The organism is Arthrobacter sp. SRS-W-1-2016 (assembly GCF_002009585.1).
In the GTDB taxonomy this organism is placed as follows: Bacteria; Actinomycetota; Actinomycetes; order Actinomycetales; family Micrococcaceae; genus Arthrobacter; species Arthrobacter bambusae_A.
Genome location: NZ_MTPV01000044.1, coordinates 47,763 through 66,421, shown reverse-complemented (window position 1 = coordinate 66,421; position 18,659 = coordinate 47,763). Strand labels below are relative to the sequence as shown.

General features: G+C 64.7%; 21 protein-coding genes. 7 read left to right on the top strand and 14 right to left on the bottom strand.

Going from position 1 to position 18,659, the window contains the following annotated elements; genetic code table 11:
- The gene (locus tag BMF89_RS10905) at window positions 1-576 is read left to right on the top strand and encodes a hypothetical protein (protein ID WP_078107104.1); all 576 of its coding nucleotides are present in this window, start codon (window positions 1-3) and stop codon (window positions 574-576) included.
- A gap of 29 nt (window positions 577-605) precedes the next feature.
- On the opposite strand, the gene BMF89_RS10900 is transcribed toward BMF89_RS10905, so the two are convergent.
- The 6 genes from BMF89_RS10900 to rpsF form a co-directional block, all read right to left on the bottom strand.
- Window positions 606-1,232 carry an FMN reductase gene (locus tag BMF89_RS10900; RefSeq protein ID WP_078107103.1) on the bottom strand — a complete coding sequence of 209 codons (627 nt, stop codon included), beginning with the start codon at window positions 1,230-1,232 and terminating at the stop codon, window positions 606-608.
- A 100-nt stretch (window positions 1,233-1,332) separates the two neighbouring features.
- A complete protein-coding gene (locus BMF89_RS10895) occupies window positions 1,333-2,169 on the bottom strand; it encodes a PhzF family phenazine biosynthesis protein (protein WP_078107102.1) in 837 nt (278 codons plus the stop codon).
- A 107-nt stretch (window positions 2,170-2,276) separates the two neighbouring features.
- The gene (gene rplI / locus BMF89_RS10890; protein WP_078107101.1) at window positions 2,277-2,729 is read right to left on the bottom strand and encodes a 50S ribosomal protein L9; all 453 of its coding nucleotides are present in this window, start codon (window positions 2,727-2,729) and stop codon (window positions 2,277-2,279) included.
- A gap of 17 nt (window positions 2,730-2,746) precedes the next feature.
- The gene (gene rpsR, locus BMF89_RS10885; RefSeq protein ID WP_003800144.1) at window positions 2,747-2,986 is read right to left on the bottom strand and encodes a 30S ribosomal protein S18; all 240 of its coding nucleotides are present in this window, start codon (window positions 2,984-2,986) and stop codon (window positions 2,747-2,749) included.
- A gap of 124 nt (window positions 2,987-3,110) precedes the next feature.
- Entirely contained in the window at window positions 3,111-3,686 is a 576-nt protein-coding gene (locus BMF89_RS10880) for a single-stranded DNA-binding protein (protein ID WP_078107100.1), read from the bottom strand.
- 55 nt (window positions 3,687-3,741) lie between these two features.
- A complete protein-coding gene (gene rpsF, locus BMF89_RS10875; protein ID WP_078107099.1) occupies window positions 3,742-4,047 on the bottom strand; it encodes a 30S ribosomal protein S6 in 306 nt (101 codons plus the stop codon).
- A gap of 260 nt (window positions 4,048-4,307) precedes the next feature.
- Here rpsF and BMF89_RS10870 point away from each other — a divergent pair, with 260 nt between their 5' ends.
- Complete coding sequence (locus BMF89_RS10870; RefSeq protein WP_078107098.1) at window positions 4,308-4,646, top strand: YnfA family protein; 339 nt, start codon at window positions 4,308-4,310, stop codon at window positions 4,644-4,646.
- 154 nt (window positions 4,647-4,800) lie between these two features.
- Window positions 4,801-5,472 carry a DUF1345 domain-containing protein gene (locus BMF89_RS10865; RefSeq protein ID WP_253190786.1) on the top strand — a complete coding sequence of 224 codons (672 nt, stop codon included), beginning with the start codon at window positions 4,801-4,803 and terminating at the stop codon, window positions 5,470-5,472.
- Between the two features lies 1 nt (window position 5,473).
- Here BMF89_RS10865 and BMF89_RS10860 read toward each other — a convergent pair whose 3' ends face one another.
- From BMF89_RS10860 to BMF89_RS10835, 6 genes are all read right to left on the bottom strand, one after another.
- Window positions 5,474-6,775: a M18 family aminopeptidase gene (locus BMF89_RS10860; RefSeq protein WP_078107097.1), complete on the bottom strand. Its 1,302-nt coding sequence runs from the start codon at window positions 6,773-6,775 to the stop codon at window positions 5,474-5,476.
- Between the two features lie 54 nt (window positions 6,776-6,829).
- On the bottom strand, window positions 6,830-7,525 hold the full coding sequence (locus BMF89_RS10855; RefSeq protein WP_078107096.1) for a response regulator transcription factor: 696 nt from the start codon (window positions 7,523-7,525) through the stop codon (window positions 6,830-6,832).
- Window positions 7,522-8,808 (bottom strand): histidine kinase, encoded by a 1,287-nt coding sequence (locus BMF89_RS10850; protein ID WP_078107095.1) that lies wholly within the window; start codon window positions 8,806-8,808, stop codon window positions 7,522-7,524. The genes BMF89_RS10855 and BMF89_RS10850 overlap by 4 nt, the downstream gene beginning before the upstream one ends.
- Before the next feature lie 49 nt (window positions 8,809-8,857).
- Window positions 8,858-9,748: an ABC transporter permease gene (locus tag BMF89_RS10845; RefSeq protein ID WP_078107094.1), complete on the bottom strand. Its 891-nt coding sequence runs from the start codon at window positions 9,746-9,748 to the stop codon at window positions 8,858-8,860.
- A complete protein-coding gene (locus tag BMF89_RS10840) occupies window positions 9,745-10,743 on the bottom strand; it encodes an ABC transporter ATP-binding protein (protein WP_078107093.1) in 999 nt (332 codons plus the stop codon). The genes BMF89_RS10845 and BMF89_RS10840 overlap by 4 nt, the downstream gene beginning before the upstream one ends.
- A gap of 164 nt (window positions 10,744-10,907) precedes the next feature.
- Window positions 10,908-12,404 (bottom strand): bifunctional phosphatase PAP2/diacylglycerol kinase family protein, encoded by a 1,497-nt coding sequence (locus BMF89_RS10835; protein ID WP_078107092.1) that lies wholly within the window; start codon window positions 12,402-12,404, stop codon window positions 10,908-10,910.
- Window positions 12,405-12,584: 180 nt separating this feature from the next.
- Between BMF89_RS10835 and BMF89_RS10830 the strand changes: the two genes are divergently transcribed.
- The 4 genes from BMF89_RS10830 to BMF89_RS10815 are packed head-to-tail and all read left to right on the top strand — an operon-like array spanning window position 12,585 to window position 16,569.
- Window positions 12,585-14,126, top strand: a complete 1,542-nt coding sequence (locus BMF89_RS10830) for an HlyD family efflux transporter periplasmic adaptor subunit (RefSeq protein ID WP_078107091.1) — start codon at window positions 12,585-12,587, stop codon at window positions 14,124-14,126.
- 6 nt (window positions 14,127-14,132) lie between these two features.
- Window positions 14,133-14,861: an ABC transporter ATP-binding protein gene (locus BMF89_RS10825; protein ID WP_078107090.1), complete on the top strand. Its 729-nt coding sequence runs from the start codon at window positions 14,133-14,135 to the stop codon at window positions 14,859-14,861.
- On the top strand, window positions 14,858-16,102 hold the full coding sequence (locus BMF89_RS10820) for an ABC transporter permease (protein WP_078107089.1): 1,245 nt from the start codon (window positions 14,858-14,860) through the stop codon (window positions 16,100-16,102). The genes BMF89_RS10825 and BMF89_RS10820 overlap by 4 nt, the downstream gene beginning before the upstream one ends.
- Before the next feature lie 59 nt (window positions 16,103-16,161).
- Window positions 16,162-16,569: a hypothetical protein gene (locus BMF89_RS10815; protein ID WP_078107088.1), complete on the top strand. Its 408-nt coding sequence runs from the start codon at window positions 16,162-16,164 to the stop codon at window positions 16,567-16,569.
- Window positions 16,570-16,642: 73 nt separating this feature from the next.
- Here the strand turns inward: BMF89_RS10815 and BMF89_RS10810 are convergent, their stop codons facing one another.
- On the bottom strand, window positions 16,643-17,836 hold the full coding sequence (locus tag BMF89_RS10810; RefSeq protein ID WP_078107087.1) for an MFS transporter: 1,194 nt from the start codon (window positions 17,834-17,836) through the stop codon (window positions 16,643-16,645).
- Complete coding sequence (locus tag BMF89_RS10805; protein ID WP_078107125.1) at window positions 17,833-18,603, bottom strand: DeoR/GlpR family DNA-binding transcription regulator; 771 nt, start codon at window positions 18,601-18,603, stop codon at window positions 17,833-17,835. Before BMF89_RS10805 ends, BMF89_RS10810 begins: the two co-directional genes overlap by 4 nt.
- Between the last annotated feature and the right edge of the window lie 56 nt (window positions 18,604-18,659).

Sequence of the window (18,659 nt, the reverse complement as noted above, 5' to 3'; positions counted from 1 at the left end):
ATGTCATCCCTACTTGTTCCGGTCTTGATCCTGGCGGCCGTCGTCGTCGGGGTGCTCCTGATCAGCCGCGTCCTCTCCCGCCGCTCCGCGGAACTCCGCGGCATTGCCGCCACGGACAAAGCGGCCGTGGACCCTGTCGAACTGGCCCGCGAGGCCGCTGCGAAGCTCACGGAAGATCAACACCGGCAGTTGTACTCCCTGATCGCCCAAGGTCAGGCCATGGCGGCCATCAAGCTGTACCTCAGCGCCACCGGAGAAGGCCTGCGCGCCTCACGGGACGCCGTCGGCGCCCTTGCGGCGCACCCACAGCCTTTCCGCAAGCCCGAACCGGCCCCGCAGGACCTCATGCCTGACGACGACGAACCAGAGCACTTCCCGTACCGTTACCGGGCAATCGTCAGCAAGGGCGACGTGACACGCGAAGTGAGCAGCAACATGCTCAACGACGAGATCTACGGACGGATCCGTACCCTGGCCAAGAGCGGCGACGTCGAAGCGGCAGCCTTGGCCCTCACCAAGCATTCCGACATCAGCATGAAGCAGGCCCGGGAGTTCATCGAGCTGCTGGACGACTAGCGCCAGGAGCGCGCGCAGGCCAGGCTCGGCTATCGTCCCGCGGTGATCCCGGCGAGCAGCTGCTCAAAAGGCAGGGATTCCATCGCGTCCGCCTTGCGGTGCGGCTGTTCGCCGCTCAGGAGCCGGGCCAGCTCGCCCGCCGCCCGGTCCACGCGGACCGACAGCGGCGACGCGCCGTCGTCGGCGTTTCCCCAGTCCTGGGGTCCTGCGAAAACCGACGTCTGCGTGATCCGGGTGCGGAGGTAGGTGAAGAGCGGCCGCATGGCGTAGTCGAGCACCATCTGGTGCCGATCGGTGCCGCCCGTGGCGCCGAGAAGGACCGCTTTACCGTCCAGGGACTTCGGGTCCAGAACGTCGATGAAGGACTTGAACAGCCCGCTGTAAGACGCGCTGAAGACGGGCGTGACGGCGATGATGCCATCGGAATCCTCGACGCCGGCGATCACCTCCGCGAGGCGCGGTGCGGCATAGCCGGTGACGAAGTTGTTGGCGATATCCACCGCCAGGTCCCGGAGTTCGATGACATCCACCCGCACCTCGTACCCGGCATCCCCTAGCTGGCGCTTGGCGGACGCGGCGAGCTGGTCTGCAAGAAGCCTGCTCGACGACGGTACGCCAAGTCCGGCGGAAAGGACGGTTATGCGGCGGGTCTCCATGGCGATCTCCTGTTGCTGGGCGGTTCGATGGCTTCAAACCAGAGTACATGCGTTTGCATCTATACTCCCAAACCGTGGCCCATCCCCTTTTATTCCCCTGCTACAGAGGGACGGTCCCCTGGATGCACATGACCGAGCTTCCACCCACCCAGATGTCGCCGTCTTCCGCTTTGACGTGGATGCGTCCCGCCCGGCCCAGCGCCGTCCCCTGCGCGGCGAGGTATTGCTCCGGTGCCCGGCCGCTGCCGATCAGCCACTGGGCAGCCCCGGCGTTGAAGCTTCCCGTGACCGGGTCCTCCACCATGGCGTCTCCGGGAATGAACGTCCGGACTTCGAAATCGACGCCGGCACCCGCTTCATGGGGACCGATCACGCCGACCTTCAGATCCCCCAACGCCGCAAGGTCAGGCTCAAGGCCCAGGACCTGCTCAGCCGATTCGAGCAGCACACCGATCCATTGCGGGCCGTTGACCAGCCAGGAGACATCCAAGAGCGCCGCTTGGGGCAGGCGGAGTCCGGCGGCCAACTGTTCCATGATTGCCTCGCCCACGGGCCCGGAGCGGGTCAGCGGCGGCGCCGCGAAGGCGAGCCGGCCGCCGTCGAGCTTTACCTTGACCAATCCTGCGCCACATTCCTGGACGAGCATCCCGTCCTGTTTCGGCACTCCGCCGGCCGCGAGCCAAGCGTGCGCCGAGCCGAGCGTCGGATGTCCCGCGAAAGGAAATTCCTCGCTGCCGGTGAAGATCCGGACGCGGTAATCGGCCATGGGGTCGCTCGGCGGAAGCAGGAAGGTGGTCTCGGACAGATTGGTCCAGTTGGCAAAGTGCTGCATCTGCCCGGCGCTGAGCCCCTCAGCGTCGACGACGACGGCAAGCGGATTGCCGAGGTACGGCACGTCCGTGAAGACATCCACTTGCGAGAAGGGCCTGGTGCGCATGGTTTCAAGGTTCACCGCTGCAGGCTACCACCGCTTACCCGGGAGCAAAGCAAAGGACCCCCGCCTCCGGAAACCGGGGACGGGGGTCCTTCGAGCTATGTCAGAGACTACTTCCCTGCAACGACCTCGAGGTCGATGACAGCGGAAACATCCTCGTGCAGGCGGACGTTGGCCTGGTACGAACCAAGGGACTTGATGTGGTTCGGCAGTTCAACGTTGCGCTTGTCGATGGAGCCGAGGCCAGAGGCCTCAACTGCGGCAGCGACATCAGCCGGCTTGACGGTGCCGAAGAGACGACCGGACTCGCCGGCCTTCACTACGAGCTTGACCTTCTTGGAAGAAAGCGCAGAGGCCTGGGCCTGTGCAGCTTCAACCGAAGCGTGGGCACGAGCAGCGCGGGCAGCCTTGATGGACTCAACCTGCTTCTCGCCACCCTTGGTCCAGGTCAGAGCGAAGCCGCGGGGCAGCAGGAAGTTACGTGCGTAACCGTCCTTGACCTCGACAACATCGCCAGCAGCACCGAGACCGGTTACTTCGTGGGTCAGAATGAGCTTTGCCATGTTAGTTAATCCCTTCCTTAGCCGCGGCCAGCGCCGGAGTAAGGCAGCAGAGCAACTTCGCGGGCGTTCTTGATTGCCTGGGCGATTTTGCGCTGTTCCTGCACCGTGACGCCAGTGACGCGACGGGCGCGGATCTTTCCGCGGTCGGAGATGAACTTGCGCAGCAATGCTACGTCCTTGTAGTCGATGACGGTTATGTCAGCGGCCTTCAAGGGGTTGGACTTTGGTTTGGGCTTACGGAGTTCAGCCTTAGCCATCGTGGAGCTCCTTTTCTATGGAGCCCGTGGAATGGATCCACGGGATGGTGGTGCTCGACGGCGGTCGCCACCCGAGTGCCTCGCGGCACGTCGGCGGGTTCCGGCGTCGAGCTTTTATGAGTGTTTAGAAGGGAGGTTCGGAATCCGGGCCATTGCCCCATCCACCCGCATTGCTGACACCCGGGGTAGCCCAGGGGTCTTCCTGCGGTGCGGATTGGCCGCCGCCCCATGTTCCGCCGGAGTTGCCGCCCTGGTTTGCACCAGCGCCGCCACCTCCGAAGCCGCCGCTGTTGTTGCCGCCGCCGAAGCCGCCCTGGCCACCCTGACCGCCGGAGCGCTGGGTGCGGTTGACCTTGGCGTTGGCGTAACGCAGGCTCGGGCCGATTTCATCGACTTCGAGCTCGATAACGGTGCGCTTCTCGCCTTCCTTGGTTTCGTAGGAACGGCTCTTCAGGCGGCCCGAAACGATCACGCGCATGCCCTTGGTGAGGGATTCGGCGACGTTTTCGGCTGCTTCGCGCCAGACCGAAGCGCGGAGGAACAGGGTTTCCCCGTCCTTCCACTCGTTGGACTGGCGGTCGAAGGTCCGGGGAGTAGAAGCGATGGTGAAGTTCGCTACCGCCGAGCCTGACGGTGTGAACCGCAGTTCGGGGTCATTGGTGAGATTACCGATGACCGTAATAGTGGTTTCGCCTGCCATCTACTGCCTCCTTGTTCGTTCCTGCGGGGTAAAGAATGAAAGCTTGGAGCTGAGATTACTCAGCAACGACCTTCTGCTCTTCGGGGCGGGTGATCTTGGTGCGCATGATGGTCTCGTTGAGACTCAGCTGGCGGTCAAGTTCCTTGGCGGTTTCCGGCTTGGCGGTGAAGTTCACCACAGCGTAGATACCTTCGGACTTCTTCTTGATTTCGTAAGCGAGGCGACGGCGGCCCCAGATGTCAACCTTTTCGATGGTTCCACCATCGGTGGTGATGACATTGAGGAACTTCTGAAGCGACGGCTCTACGGTACGCTCTTCGACCTCGGGGTCGATGATTACCATCAATTCGTAAGGACGCATATGTGAACCCACCTCCTTTGGGCTAAGCGGTTACGGCATTTCCGTAACAGGAGGTTCATTTGCGATGAACAGTGCTGGTGACCGCTTCCAGAAGCGGAAGCAGGGCGCAGCACAGACTTCAATATCTTAGTCCATTTCCCGCGTCTAAGCCTATTCGGCGTGTCGACAAGGTGGAATGAGCCGCATCGCCTATGTGGATAACCGAGGTATGTGGATAACCCGCGTGGAACGGCGACGCCAGGCTCAGGCAGACTGAACCCATGACCGTCCTCAAATCCGTCGCACTCTTTGTCCTCGCGGCCATCGCCGAGATCGGCGGGGCCTGGCTCGTGTGGCAATCGATCAGGGAGGCCAAACCGTGGTGGTGGGCAGGCCTTGGGATTGTGGCGCTGGGCATCTACGGCTTCGTGGCGGCGTTCCAGCCGGACGCACACTTTGGCCGTGTCCTCGCAGCATATGGCGGGGTGTTCATCGCCGGATCATTGGCTTGGGGAATGCTCCTTGATGGATTCCGACCGGACCGCTGGGACATCATCGGCGCCATGATCTGCCTTCTGGGCGTCGCCGTCATCATGTTCGCGCCCCGGCCCGGCAGCTAAGCCGGCCGGGCAGCTAAGCCGTCACGCCGCGCAACTTTCTGGACCGTCCGACGTCGGGATCTTCCGGATTTCCCGGGCGCGGCTCCACACAGGCTGCCAAAAGTCTGCGTGGCGTGACGCCGGAGCCCGCAGTCGGGCGTGCCATGATCGGACTATGAACGCCGCAGCAAAGAACCAGCGTCCGAAGTCTGCCCGTGCCAAACGTTCCCAATTGCGATTCGGGCTCATGCTCCTCACCGGCATCGCAGCTGCGGTGGCGACCGGGATCTGGGGTCAGTGGATCTACGCGCCGGCCGCGGGTTGGGCAGTGGCAGCGGCGGTCTACAACATTTTCGTGTGGACAGTCATCACCCCGATGAAGGCCGATCAGACGAGAACCCATGCCAGGGAGGAAGATCCGCGGCGCTCCACCGCCGATCTTCTCATCCTGTGTGCCGCCGTCGGCTCCCTGGCAGCCTTCGTGCTGGTAATGCTGGGGGCCAAGGATGCGCACGGTCTCGACAAATTCATGCTTGCCCTGCTGGCCCTCGGCGGTGCGGTGGCGTCGTGGCTCCTGGTGCACACCCTCTTCACCCTGCGCTACGCCGAGGTGTACTACACGTCGGATCCGCCCCAAGGCATCGAATTCAACCAAAAAGAACCGCCGCAATACACGGATTTCGCCTACATGGCGTTCAGCCTCGGGATGACCTACCAAGTCTCGGATACGTCGATCACCACCAGGGCAATGCGGTCTGCAGCCTTGCGGCACAGCCTGCTCGCCTACGTTTTCGGCGTCGGGATCCTCGCCACCACCATCAACCTCGTGGTGAGCCTCGCATCCTGAGCTAGATTGCCGTGCGGAAGAACAACTCGGCCACCGTGGCCAGGTGGCGCGGGTCCTCAACGCCGCATAGCTCGCGTGCCGAGTGCATCGACAGAAGAGGCACTCCGACGTCGACCGTCCGGATCCCCAGGCGGGTAGCCGTCAGCGGGCCGATGGTCGAGCCGCATGGGACGTCGTTGTTGGAAACGAACTCCTGGTAGGGGACGCCCGCGTCGCCGCACAGCCGCGCCCAGAATGCCGCGCCGGTAGCGTCCGTCGCGTAGCGCTGGTTGGCGTTGATCTTGAGGAGCGGTCCGCCGTTGAGGATGGGACGGTTGGCGGGATCGTGCCGCTCGGGGTAGTTGGGGTGGACGGCGTGGCCGGCATCCGCGGAAACACAGAACGACGCCGACAACGCCTGGCGCCGTTCACTCACCGTGGCGCCCAATCCGTCGGAGATCCGGATGAGGATGTCTTCGAGGATGGGTCCGCAGGCGCCTGAACGCGAGGCGGAGCCGATTTCTTCGTGGTCGAAGGCGGCCAGGACCGCGATGGGGCCATCGGCCGGCGCTCCCGAGGCGGAGTGCGCAATGAGGGCCGCGAGCCCGGCGTGGGTCGAAGAGAGGTTGTCGAGCCGTCCCGAAGCGAAGAGCTCGCCTTTGGCACCGAACTGCTCAGGCGCCTGCGTGTCCGCGACCACGATGTCATAACCGCCGATCTGCGCCGGCTCCACGGAAGCCCCGGCCACGGAGTCCGCCAGGATGGCCAGGACGTCCGCGCTATCGGGATCGCCGAGGCCGAACACCGGGTTCATGTGCTGTTGCTTGTCCAGCGTGAGGCCGTCATTGACGGCCCGGTCCAGGTGGATGGCCAACTGTGGAAAACGCAGGAGCGGCCCGGTAGCCGTGAGGTGCTGGGTGCCGTCCAGCATCACGAGCCGTCCGGCGAGCCGCAGCTCACGGTCCAGCCAGGAGTTCAACAAGGGACCGCCGTAGACCTCCACGCCCGCCTGGAGCCAGCCGAATTTGCCCGTTGTCGGCTTGGGCTTGAGCTTGAAGGACGGAGAATCCGTGTGGGCGCCAAGGATGTTGAATGCGGTGGTGGCGGTGGCGCCTTCCGGTGTCACCCAAGCGATGAGGGCGCCGTCCCTGATCACGTAGAAGCTGCCCGCGCCGCCTTCCCATGGCTGAAGTTCATCAAGGGCCGTGAAACCGGCCGCATCGAGCCGGCGCGCGGCCTCGTGGACGGCGTGAAAGCTCGACGGCGATGCGCTCACATACGCGCCGAGGTCCTGGATGTGTTCTGCAGCGGAGTTCGAAGGCATGGCTCCGAGTCTAGCCGCGGCCGCGGATGACGCCGGCCACGCAGTATCCGCCTCCTAGTAATCCGGATTGCTCGGGATCACGAGCCCTGTTTCGTACGCGTAGACCACCACTTGGACCCGGTCCCGTAAGTGCAGCTTGGTGAGGATCCGCCGTACGTGGGTCTTGACCGTGGCCTCGGACAGGAAGAACTTGTGCGCGATTTCCGCGTTGGACAGCCCTCCGGCGATCGCCTCCAGCATCTCGGTTTCGCGGGGCGTCAATTCTTCGAGCAATGGATCGCGGGGCTGCGCCGTGGGCTGGCCGGGCACGCGGCCTCCGCGGACGTAGGTTTCCAGAAGCCGCTGGGTGACCCTCGGAGCCACCACGGCATCGCCGCTTGCCACGAGCCGGACGCCCTGGACCAGCTCGGCAGGCGCAACGTCCTTGAGCAGGAAGGCGGAGGCGCCTGCCTGCAGGCCGGAGAACGCATATTCATCGAGGTCGAAAGTGGTCAGGATGATGATCCGGGCATTGGAGGCCGAAGCCGTGATCCGCCGCGTGGCTTCGATTCCATCCATGGCAGGCATCCGGACGTCCATGAGCACCACGTCCGGTTCCAGTTCCGCCACCTTCCGCACAGCCTCGGCGCCGTCCGACGCTTCGCCCACCACCTCGAGGTCGCCTTCGCCTTCCAGGATGAGCCGAAATCCCATGCGCAGCAGGGGTTGGTCGTCCACCAGCAGAACCCTGGTGGGAGCGTTGTCACTCATGATTTCCCCTTGTCGCCATTCCACTTCAGTTCCGCATGGACACGCCACCCGCCGGGAATGCCGGGACCGGCATCCACGGATCCAGCATAAATTCCCGCACGCTCACGCATCCCCGCGATTCCCTGGCCCGTTCCCAGCGCCGCCTCTTCGGTTCCCGGATCCCGGGAGCCCCGGCCGTCGTCGAGCACGTCGATGGTGACCGAGTCGCCCTCCCGCACGATCCGCACCTCCACTTGGCTCAAGGAGCGCCCGTACCTGAGCACGTTGGTCAGGGATTCCTGCACGATCCGGTAGACGGTGAGTTGGAACGCCGGGTCTTCAGGAAGGGCTGGTCCCGTGTGCGAATAGTGCAACGGCAACCCCGCCGTCCGGAATCCATCCAGCAGCTTGCTCAGGTCGTGCCCGGAAACCAAGGGCTCCAGCGGCGCCGACCTGGGAGTGTCGTCCCGCAGCACGCCGAGGACGCGGCGCATATCGGCCAGCGCAGTCCTGCCGGTGCGGGACAGTTCGCCAAGCACCTCGCCGGCGCGCTCCGGATCCTTCTTGACCACGACGGCGGCGCCGTCCGAGAGGCTGATCATGACCGTCAGGGAGTGGGCCACGACGTCGTGCATCTCCCGGGCGATCCGGTTCCGTTCGGTGACCGACCCCAAGCGGGCCGTGCGGGCTGCCCACGCCCTGATTTCGCTCTCATGCTCACGCCGCTGCCGTACCGAAATGCCGATGCCGGTGGCGATCAGGTTGGACAACAATATGCTGACCGCGGCCGCGATGTTGCTGATGAGGTGGAAGTTCTCCGGAATCGCCTCTCCATTGGAAGGGGCAACCGGGCTGGTCCACATGAAGAGGTACACGAGGGTCAGCGGCAGGCTTGCGGCGCCAAACACTATCAACGCGAAGGTCCGCGCCCTCCCCACGGCCACGGCATATAGCGCAAACCATAGTCCCGCCGAGACGTTCGAACCCCATGGATTCAGCAGCGTCACAGCCACTTCGAGGACCGCAACGGCCGCAGTGACACTGAGCGGATTGCGGCGCCGAAGGAACAGGATGGCGGCGATGGCAACGAGGAGCAGTGCGGCGAACCACTTGCCGTCCACGATGGAGCTGATGAACGTGGCCAGTGCCAGCAACGAATAGCAAAGCACCACCACCGCGTCCATGACCCGCGGGTGCTCGAAGAGATAGCGGCGGATCCTGCCACGGCGGCGCAGCGTGATTTCAGCAAAGGACGCGTCGGCTCCGTGGGCCGACGCGTCCGGTGCTGGCAACTCTTCACTCATGGCTTGAGCCTAGTGGCCTTGCCTTGAGCGGGTGACCCTGAAGTGCGAATCAGACGTCGCGCTTCTTGAGGGCAATGAGGGCAGGAACCATGAACAGGATGACGTAGCCGAGGAACACGAGGCCGCCCGCCCACGGATCCAGGGTGCCGTCTACGTGGCCGATCGACAGGAAGCGGCCACCGGCCTCGCTGGGCAGGTACTGCGGGACATACTTCCAAAAGTCACCGGGCGCGAGGCTGAGGAACTGGCCGGCGAAGGGGAGGACGAACATGATGCCCACCAGGACGGTGATTCCGCCGGCCGGGTTCTTCAGCAGTGTTCCGAGTGAGAGGCCGATCAGCGCAACACCGGAGACGTACAGGCCGCCGGTGAAAACGCTGTAGAGGACGCCGTCCGTGTTCCAGCCGAGGTCAAGGGAGAAGTTGGCGAACATGGGTGACGCCAACAGGAAGGTCACCACGCCGGCCACGACCGACAGGACGTAGGAGACCACAACCAGGACCACGGCCTTGGCGCCGAACGTGGAGAGCCTGCCCGGAGCCGCGTTCATGGTCGACCGGATCATGCCGGTGGCGTACTCAGAGGCGATGAAGAGTACGGCCAGCGATCCCATGACCAGGATGCCGATGTTGAGTCCGGCGTTCGGCAGGTTGTACAGGCTGAACCCCGATCCGGGAGGGAAGGAGTCAACGGCCTGCTGCACCGTTTCCTTGTGACCCTGCCGGCCGACTTCGACCATCTGGTTGATGAAGTTCCAGCGGACCAAGGCAGACAGCAGGCCGATGCCGACAATGGCCACGAAGGTCAGGACCAACAGGAGTTTCGTGCTCATGAGGGTCCGGAACTTGATGGCTTCGGAGTTCAACACCCTGAGGAAAGTGACGCCACCGGTCCCGGCTGACGGGACCGCATGTTTCTTGCTGACGGTGGTGGTGCTCATGACTGGATCCCTTCCATGGTGGCAGCTGGGGTGGCGCCGACTCCGGCGGGGTTCGCGTCCAGCGGCCCGCCTGGTGCCGTCGGTCCACCGGTGATGTGCGAGTGGTACTCCACCTCGTCCTTGGTCAGCTGGAAATAGGCCTCTTCCAGCGACGACGTGAGCGGCGTGAGCTCGTAAACCAGCACCCGGTTGTCGAGGGCGAGTTCGGCGATGCGGAGCGGCTCCACCCCGTATACCTCCAGGGTTTCCCGTTCGTTCTGTTCCACGCGGACACCGTCGCGGGCCAGCAACTCGGACAAGCGCGTCGTCTCCGAGGTACGGACCAAAGTGCGCTTGCGGGACTGGCTCTCGATCAGCGCATCCACCGTGGTGTCGGCGATGATCTTGCCTCGACCGATCACAATGAGGTGGTCCGCGGTCTGGGCCATCTCGGACATGAGGTGGCTGGAGATGAAGATGGTCTTGCCCTGGCTTGCCAGGTAGCGTGCGAGGTTCCTGACCCACTGGACGCCCTCGGGATCGAGTCCGTTGACCGGTTCGTCGAGGATGAGCGTCTGGGGATCACCGAGGAGTGCGTTGGCGATGCCAAGCCGCTGGCCCATGCCGAGGGAGAACCCTCCGGCCTTCTTCTTGGCTACCGCGGTGAGGCCGGTCATCTCGATGACTTCCTCGACGCGTGAGTTCGGAATCCCGTGGGTTGCGGCCATGGCGCGCAGGTGGTTGTACGCGCTGCGGCTGGTGTGCACCGCCTTGGCATCGAGCAGCGCTCCCACTTCGTGGAGCGGCGCTTTGTGCTGGGAGTAGTGCCGCCCGTTGACAAGGACGTCGCCCGACGTCGGGCGGTCCAGGCCCATGATCATGCGCATGGTGGTGGATTTGCCGGCGCCGTTCGGGCCAAGGAAGCCCGTGACTTTCCCGGGCTGAACGGTGAAGCTGATTCCGTCCACGGCTGTCTTTGCGCCGTAGACCTTCCTCAAGCCTGTTGCCTCAATCATGGAAGCGTTCCCTCCGCTTGCTGCAGCTATGTGGTGACTGTAGGTACAACGCTAGCCACCGGGAGGGCCGAATTCGCCGGTCTCAGGGATGATTCAGGGGTCGCTCAGGGTAGTCCCTATGGATGACGCCGGCCTCGGCCAGGGATCCCGCCACTGGGAAAGCATTAGTAAAGCGGTGAATACACCCGTAGCGCCCGGCGCTTCACGGTGAAGTCGGCGGTCCGCACGCCGGGCAACGGCTCGCCGTCGACCGCTATCACGAGCGGTTCTCCGGACGCCTCGATCCTGAGCTCCGCCGCTTCGCTGAGATGGGTGACTTTGGACGTACCCACGGTTCCGGTGAGGACCGCCCACAGCAGACGCAACCGTGCGAAAGGCTCATCGGCCGTCACCATGCGGATGTCCAGCACCCCGTCGTCGAGCACCGGACGGGTCAAAGGCGCCAGGTCCCGCGGGTAATAACGGCCGCGGCCCAGGTAGAGGATCCACAACTTGTGGGGGACACCGTTGATCCGGAGTGTGGTGGGCCGTGCCGCGCCGAACGTCCGCAAGCCGGCGACTAGTCCCGCCAGGGGCTTCCCCAAGGCGGGCTGCAGCCGTTCGCGTCGTCGCACCAGGTTGGGGTAGACACCGATGCTCGCGGTATTGAGCATGATGAGTTCGGCGGTTTCGTCCTTGCCGTCGATGCCGCGGCCCGCGCTCACATGGCCCAGGTCCGTCCATGCTGCTGCTCCCGTTTTGGCGGCCTTGAGGGCCCCTTCGAGGGATCGGGCGTCCACGTCGCGCGCGAAATGGTTGAGCGTCCCGCCAGGCAGCACCAGCAAGGGCAGATCGTGCTCGACGGCGGCGGCAGCGGCGGCGCCGACAGTTCCGTCACCGCCCCACACGCCCAGGGCCTTCGTCCCGGGGCGCCCTGCCGCGGCCCGGACTTCGGCAACTACATCGTCGCCGTCGGAAATCAGTCTTATATGCGATTTTGGGAATATTTCCCGAAGCTGGGCCTCGGTCTCCGGCGAGTAGGAACCACCAAGGGCGTTGACCGCAATGCTGAGCCCCTCGCCGTCGCCGACTGCAGGCGCGTCGGCCGGTGAACGGTCCGTGTCCGGAACCGGGGGCCGGGCAGGCCACCACTTTCGCGTGAGCAGCGCCGCTCCTGCGCCGATTGCCGAGCCGAGCATCACGTCGGAGGGCCAGTGGGCGCCGGTATGAACCCGGGAATACGCCACGCCTGCCGCAACCGGAGCCAAGGCCGCTCCAAGGCGGGGGCTCACCAGCGCGACGCCAAGAGTGAACGCAACCGCGGACGCCGAATGGCCCGAAGGCATCGAGGAGCTTGTGGGTTGCGGATTGACAAACCGGAATGCCGGAAGGAGTTCGGGCAATGGACGCGTCCGCGGAAGAAGCGCCTTGAAACCGAGATTGGTGATCGCCGACGCAACGCCAAGGGCCAGGAGTCCGTGGATCCCTGCGTTGCGGGGCTTCCCCGGAAATGCCGCACAAACGCCAGCCACGGCAAACCAGAGCTTGCCCTTGGTTGCGGCCCGCGAGAGGGTCTTCCACACGTCGTCATGCGGGCCTTCCGGCCACCTCGAGACCACCCGGACCGCCGCCCGATCCAATCGCGCTATCCGGCCGGGCCCCCATCGCAGCATGCTTCGCATCCCACCAGACTATCGGCGGGTCGGATAGTCTGGGGGATGACCGGTGGTCATTTAGCCGTGCACGCGTCTCGCAGCCCCCCGCGGGCATGGCTCAAGCTACACGCCGGGCAGGGTGTCACATAGGGTAAACCATCAGGTAGCACTCGGCATGCTCCAAGACAGCGACCATAGTCTTCGGGCATGCTCTCAAAACCTCAACTCATCAACAGCGGCATCGGGGTGGTCGTTGTCGGCCTTGCCGCCGGTGCCTTCTTCGTGCTGAATGGCGCGCCGCAGACGGCCTCAGACACCGCCGCCCGCACGGTCGCGGTCAGCGCAGCGGACCTCACCGCAGTATCTACCGCAAGCGGAAACGTCTCGCCCGCGAGCACCACGGTCATCAACGCGCAGAACTGCACCGGGCCCATCGCCACTGTCTCCGCGGTGACAGGCCAGCAGGTCACGGCCGGGCAGGTGCTGGTCACCATTGATCCGACCAACGCCCAGAACGCCCTGGCGGTTGCCCAGGCCCAGCTGGATTCCGCCGCGGCGCAGGCAAACCAACAGGCGGCCTCCGCCAGCAACCAGGTAGCTTCAGCGAGCCAGAGCCTCACCAACGCCCAGCAAACGGCCGACCTGGACGCGAGCCAGCAAGCCAGTGCCGTGGCCGCCGCGCAAACGGCCGTCAACAATGACAATGCAACGCTCGCTTCTGCGCAGGCCACCGCCAGTGCCCAGCCGAAAAGCCAACCGGCGCAGTCCGCCCTCAGCGCTGCGCAGGCCCAGCTGGCGAAGGACAACCAAGCACTGACCCAGGCAGCCAACCAGCAAGCCAGCTCGGCGCTCAAGGACAAAGAGCAGGTCGCCTCGGCCGCGACCGCCCTCAATTCCGCCCAGAGCGGCGGCGGCGCCACGTCCAACACGACTTCTGCCCAGATTGCGGTCGACACTGCGACCAAGAACCTGGCGGCCTGCTCACTCGCGGCCCCGGTGTCAGGTACGGTCACCGCCGTGAACGCCGTCGTCGGAGGCAACGCCGGTAGTGGCAGCTCCGGCTCATCCGCTTCCGGATCCTCCTCTTCCGGGGCGTCCGCTTCCTCCGGCAGCGCTTCCACAAGCGCCGCGAGCACGTCGTCCTCCGGGCTGATCACGATCAGCGACACGGCGCACCTGCAGGTCATCGCCAACTTCGCCGAATCGGACATCGCCGCCATGAAGACCGGCGACTCGGCCACCTTCACCTTCCCGGCACTCAAGACCGACCCGTCCGCGGCACCGGTCACCGGTACCATCACGGCAATCGCCCAGAACGCCACAACCACCAACAACGTTGTCAGCTATCCCGTGACGATCTCCATCAAGAACCCGCCGGCTGACCTCCGGCTCGGCCAGAGCGCCAATATCTCCGTGACCACGGCGACCGCCAAGAACGCTTTGGCGGTGCCTTCGCTGGCCATCACCACCACCGGCACCAAGCAGACCGTCAATGTCATGAAGAACGGCACTACGACGGCGGTGACCATCACCACCGGGATCACGGACAACGGCCGCACACAGGTGCTCACCGGACTCAACGCGGGCGATCAGATTGAGCTCCCGGCCATCTCTTCCACGCTTGACACCACCGGCACCACCGGACGAACCGGCGCGGGCGGACTCGGCGGCACGGGTGGATTCGGTGGAACAGGCGGCGCCGGAGTTACGGGCGGCGGCACCGGTGGCACACGCGGAAATGGCGGGTAATCAGCCGTGAACGACGCTGTCATCCAACTGGACTCCGTGAGCAAGATCTATGGCAAAGGGGAGGCCGAAGTACGGGCGCTTGATTCCGTCAGCATCTCCATTGACCGGGGCGACTTCGTAGCCATCATCGGCGCCTCGGGCTCCGGAAAGTCCACCATGATGAACATCATCGGCTGCCTCGACGGCGCCACGCAGGGGACTTATCACCTGGACGGGATCGACACCGGGACCTTGGACGAATTCCAGCTCGCCCAGATCCGCAACCGGAAAATCGGCTTCGTCTTCCAGAACTTCAACCTGATACCGCGCACGCGGGCCGTGGACAACGTCTCCATGCCGCTCGCTTACGCAAAAGTGCACCGCAAGGAACGGCGCGAGCGGGCCTTGGAAGTGCTCGCTTCGGTGGGTTTGGCGGAACGCGCCGACCACAAGCCTTCACAGCTCTCGGGTGGACAGCAGCAGCGCGTTGCCATCGCCCGGGCGCTTGTGACCAACCCCGTGTTGCTGTTGGCCGACGAGCCGACGGGAGCCTTGGACACCAAGTCCTCGCACGAAATCCTGGATCTCTTCGAGTCCTTGCACGCCAACGGCCGGACCATCGTGATGATTACCCACGAGACGGACGTCGCGGCGCGGGCCAACCGTGTTGTGCGATTCCAGGACGGGCACATCATTGAGGACCACCGGCTTCGGGACGTCCACGCCCACCCGGTAGCCACGGCGGTGCCGGCATGATGATCGCCGAATCCGTCCGCTTCGCCCTGACAGGGGTGATGGCCAACAAGATGCGCTCCATCCTCACCACCCTGGGCATCTTGATCGGCATCGCATCCGTCATCATCCTGCTGGCCGTAGGCGCCGGAACTTCCAACGCCATCAAGACCCAGATCGGCAAACTGGGAACCAACGTGCTTACCGTGAGCCGCCAGACGACGGCCGGCGGCCGCTCCGCAGGCGGACAAGCCGTCACCGGTCCGCGGTCCCGTGGCACCAACCTCACGCTCCAGGACATGGCCGCGCTGACGGATCCGGTCATGGCCCCCGACATCGCCGCAACGGCACCGGTGGTCACGGCCCAGAACGTCACGGGTACTTACCAGGACGCAACCCACGCGGTCGCAACATTCGTGGGGACCACGCCGTCGTACTTTTCCATTTCGAACGACACGCTCGCGGCGGGATCCTACTTCAGCGACGGTGACGCCAGCAGCGGCACCGCGGTGGCCGTGGTCGGCAACACCGTGGCGCAGGACCTGGTGGGCAGCTCGGTGACCTCGGCCGTGGGGCAGACCATCGCCCTCAATGGCCAGAACTTCGTGGTCTCCGGCGTCTTGGCTCAAAAGGGGTCCTCGGGCCTCAACGATCCGGATGACATTGTGGTGATCCCCTACAGCGCAGCCCAGGACAAGTTCACGGGGTACTCGCCGTCCCTCGCCTCGATCACGGTCCAGGCGAAGTCAGCGGACGTGATGAACCAGGCCCAGAACGAGGTTCAAATGATCCTCGATGCCAGGCACAACGTCACTTCCGCCAACCGTGACTATCAAGTGCGGAACCAGGCGCAGATCCTCACGACCGCCACCACCACGACGGCGACGCTGACCGTGCTCTTGGGAGCCGTGGCCGGCATTTCGCTCCTGGTGGGCGGGATCGGCGTCATGAACATCATGCTCGTCACGGTCACCGAACGTACCCGCGAAATCGGCATCCGCAAGGCGATCGGAGCTTCGCGGGGCAGCATCGTGAGCCAATTCCTGATCGAATCGCTCATCATTTCGCTGATCGGCGGAGTGCTCGGAATCGCCGCCGGCTATATCGGCAGCGCCTTCCCCCTGCTGGGAACACAACCCGAAGTCCAGTGGTGGACCGTGTGGCTGTCGTTCCTGGTATCCGCGGCGATCGGCTTGGTATTCGGAATCTACCCGGCCAACAAGGCGGCGAAACTCCGGCCGATCGACGCCCTGCGGTACGAATAGCCGGCCCACAGTTCCACTCCCCAGCAACTAAAGAAAACAGCCAAACAGGAGATCCCTAAATGTCCTACTCAGCACCGGAGCCCGGCCCCACCAACCAGCCGGAACCCCAGCCGCCCTACACCCAGCAGCCGCACGCCGGACAGCCGACCGCGGTCCTGCAAGCCCCCGGCCAGGAACCCAGCGGACAGGGCTGGGGCCAGCCCCAGCCGTCGGAGCCGTTCGTGCCCAAGAAGCGCTTCAAGATGGGTCGCTTGACGCAGATCCTCCTTGCAGTGCTGCTGGTTGCCGTCGGGTTCTTTGCGGGCGTCGGCGTCACCAAGGCAATGGACGCGGGCCAGGCCCGTCCCGGCCGCGGCCAGTTCCAGAACTTCAACGGGGGCCAGGGCCGGAATCGGCAGAGCGGCGCTCCGACCAACGGGGCATCGCCGACCGCCATTCCTTCGGCACCCGCCACCTCGGCTCCGTAACACCGACGCGTAGCCACCCAACTGACTCGCAGTTGTTGTCGTTTTGACGCTTCATAACGACAACAACTGCGAGTCAGTTGCTTTTAACGAGGGGCTTCGCGGCTCCTGCCAACCACAGGGCAATCAGGATCGGAGCACCGATGGCAAGCAGGGCCATGTGGATGCCGGTGTGGTCGCCCAGGTAACCGAGGAGCGGCGGACCGGCGAGAAACGCGACATAACCGATGGTCGAGACCACCGACACGCGTGCGGCTGCGCGTTTCGGATCATCCGCAGCAGCGGACATGCCCATCGGAAAGGCCAGGGCTGCGCCGATGCCCCAAAGGGCCGCACCCGCCCCGGCAAGGACCAGGTTTCCCGCGAAGACGAAGAGCGTCAGGCCCACTGCAGCGGCGGCCATGCTGACCCGCAGCACGGCTACGCGGCCGAACCTGTCGATCGCGCGGCCGCCAAAGAAACGCATGAGCGTCATCGCGGCCACAAAGAGCGCAAACAAAAGAGCGCCCGTCGATTCGGAAGCATTCAGGCCATCCACCGACGCCTTGGCGATCCAATCGTTTCCGGCGCCTTCCGTGAGGGTCGCCCCGAGGACCACGACGCCGATCAACAGGGTGCGGGAGTCCCGCCAGGCCGAGGGGCCCTTCACGGCGGGCGCGCCGTCGTCGGGCATCGTTCCCGTGGTTTCGTGGGGCATGAAGTAGCGTGGCGCGGTCAAGGTGAGAAGAACCACGACGCCGGCAATGACCAGCAAATGCTCCGGAAGTCCGACGCCGATCTGGGAAAGCCACGCACCAATCAACGCACCCACAAAAGCGCCCCCGCTAAAAGCCGCGTGGAACTGCGGCATGATGGTGCGCCCGAGGCGATGTTCGACGTCGGCCCCTTCGATATTCTGCGACACATCCCATAGCCCAACCCCCACGCCGAAGAAAAACAGCGCAAGCGCGGTGGCGGCCACGGAGCCGGCCATCAAGGAGAACGCGATGGCCGCTCCGGCAGAGGCGGCCAGCAGACCGGCAGCGCGGACGGTATTGGCCGTACCGATCCTGCCGACAACCCACCCCGCGGAGGGCAGCGCCACAAGGGACCCGACGGCGGTGCACAGCAGCAGGGTGCCCATCTGGCCTGACGTCAGGTGCAGGGTCTGGGTGACGGCGGGTATCCGGGCCGCCCAACTGGCAAAAACCAGCCCGTTCATTCCGAAGACCAGGAAGGTGGCGATTGCTGCGGCTTTGACGTTCGGGGCGGTTCGGGTGCTGGTGGTCATACGGTCACAACTTCCACGGAGAGATTTTCAAGTAGGGTGCGTTCTTCAGTGCTTGGCTTCCGGTCCGTCACAATGACATCTACCGCGTCCATGGCTGCAACCAGAGCCACGGCCTGTGCATTCCATTTACTTCCCGTGCAGGCCACGATCACCCGGCCGGCCGATTCCAGGCCTGCCCGTTTGATCGCGGCGTCCTCGAGATCGTGCGCCAGTAGGCCGTCCTTGAGGTTGATGGCACAGGGCGTGACGATCGCGGCGTCGAAACGCAAGGAGCGGATGTTGGCCTCTGCCATCGGCCCACGGAACGACTGCTCGCCGGGAACCAGGCTGCCGCCAGGCAACAAGAGACCGGGACGCCGTCCAGAGGGAATGTCGGCGGCCAGGAATTCCACCGCACGAAGGGACATCGGCATGATGGTCAGTGCCCGCTGCGCGAGCCGGCGCGCGATCTCCGTTGCCGTGGAACCGCTGTCCAGCCACACGTGATCGCGGTCGCGGAGCAGCCGTTCGACGCCGACGGCGATTCTCTCCTTAGCGTCCTGGTCCTCGAGTTCGCGCTGCCCATAGCCCGGGTTGTCGCCGCGGTCCACGAGGCTGCGGGCCCCGCCATGCACGCGGCGCAGGACGCCGTGGGAAGCGAGGATTTCCAGGTCGCGCCGAATAGTGGCCCCCGAGGCCCCGCATTCGGCAACGAGCTCGTCAACGGTGATCTCTTCGCGCTCACGCAACAGCTCGCCAATGAGCCGGTGGCGGTCAGCAGTTCTCATGCTCATATGCTATCCAAGAATGAGCATTTAATCATCACTCGTGATCATATGGGCGG

Bases quoted from the DNA above. Each gene is read 5' to 3' on its own strand.
- BMF89_RS10905 (WP_078107104.1), top strand. From the start codon at position 1: ATGTCATCCCTACTTGTTCCGGTCTTGATCCTGGCGGCCGTCGTCGTC.
- BMF89_RS10900 (WP_078107103.1), bottom strand. From the start codon at position 1,232: ATGGAGACCCGCCGCATAACCGTCCTTTCCGCCGGACTTGGCGTACCG.
- BMF89_RS10895 (WP_078107102.1), bottom strand. From the start codon at position 2,169: ATGCGCACCAGGCCCTTCTCGCAAGTGGATGTCTTCACGGACGTGCCG.
- rplI (WP_078107101.1), bottom strand. From the start codon at position 2,729: ATGGCAAAGCTCATTCTGACCCACGAAGTAACCGGTCTCGGTGCTGCT.
- rpsR (WP_003800144.1), bottom strand. From the start codon at position 2,986: ATGGCTAAGGCTGAACTCCGTAAGCCCAAACCAAAGTCCAACCCCTTG.
- BMF89_RS10880 (WP_078107100.1), bottom strand. From the start codon at position 3,686: ATGGCAGGCGAAACCACTATTACGGTCATCGGTAATCTCACCAATGAC.
- rpsF (WP_078107099.1), bottom strand. From the start codon at position 4,047: ATGCGTCCTTACGAATTGATGGTAATCATCGACCCCGAGGTCGAAGAG.
- BMF89_RS10870 (WP_078107098.1), top strand. From the start codon at position 4,308: ATGACCGTCCTCAAATCCGTCGCACTCTTTGTCCTCGCGGCCATCGCC.
- BMF89_RS10865 (WP_253190786.1), top strand. From the start codon at position 4,801: ATGAACGCCGCAGCAAAGAACCAGCGTCCGAAGTCTGCCCGTGCCAAA.
- BMF89_RS10860 (WP_078107097.1), bottom strand. From the start codon at position 6,775: ATGCCTTCGAACTCCGCTGCAGAACACATCCAGGACCTCGGCGCGTAT.
- BMF89_RS10855 (WP_078107096.1), bottom strand. From the start codon at position 7,525: ATGAGTGACAACGCTCCCACCAGGGTTCTGCTGGTGGACGACCAACCC.
- BMF89_RS10850 (WP_078107095.1), bottom strand. From the start codon at position 8,808: ATGAGTGAAGAGTTGCCAGCACCGGACGCGTCGGCCCACGGAGCCGAC.
- BMF89_RS10845 (WP_078107094.1), bottom strand. From the start codon at position 9,748: ATGAGCACCACCACCGTCAGCAAGAAACATGCGGTCCCGTCAGCCGGG.
- BMF89_RS10840 (WP_078107093.1), bottom strand. From the start codon at position 10,743: ATGATTGAGGCAACAGGCTTGAGGAAGGTCTACGGCGCAAAGACAGCC.
- BMF89_RS10835 (WP_078107092.1), bottom strand. From the start codon at position 12,404: ATGCGAAGCATGCTGCGATGGGGGCCCGGCCGGATAGCGCGATTGGAT.
- BMF89_RS10830 (WP_078107091.1), top strand. From the start codon at position 12,585: ATGCTCTCAAAACCTCAACTCATCAACAGCGGCATCGGGGTGGTCGTT.
- BMF89_RS10820 (WP_078107089.1), top strand. From the start codon at position 14,858: ATGATGATCGCCGAATCCGTCCGCTTCGCCCTGACAGGGGTGATGGCC.
- BMF89_RS10815 (WP_078107088.1), top strand. From the start codon at position 16,162: ATGTCCTACTCAGCACCGGAGCCCGGCCCCACCAACCAGCCGGAACCC.
- BMF89_RS10810 (WP_078107087.1), bottom strand. From the start codon at position 17,836: ATGACCACCAGCACCCGAACCGCCCCGAACGTCAAAGCCGCAGCAATC.
- BMF89_RS10805 (WP_078107125.1), bottom strand. From the start codon at position 18,603: ATGAGAACTGCTGACCGCCACCGGCTCATTGGCGAGCTGTTGCGTGAG.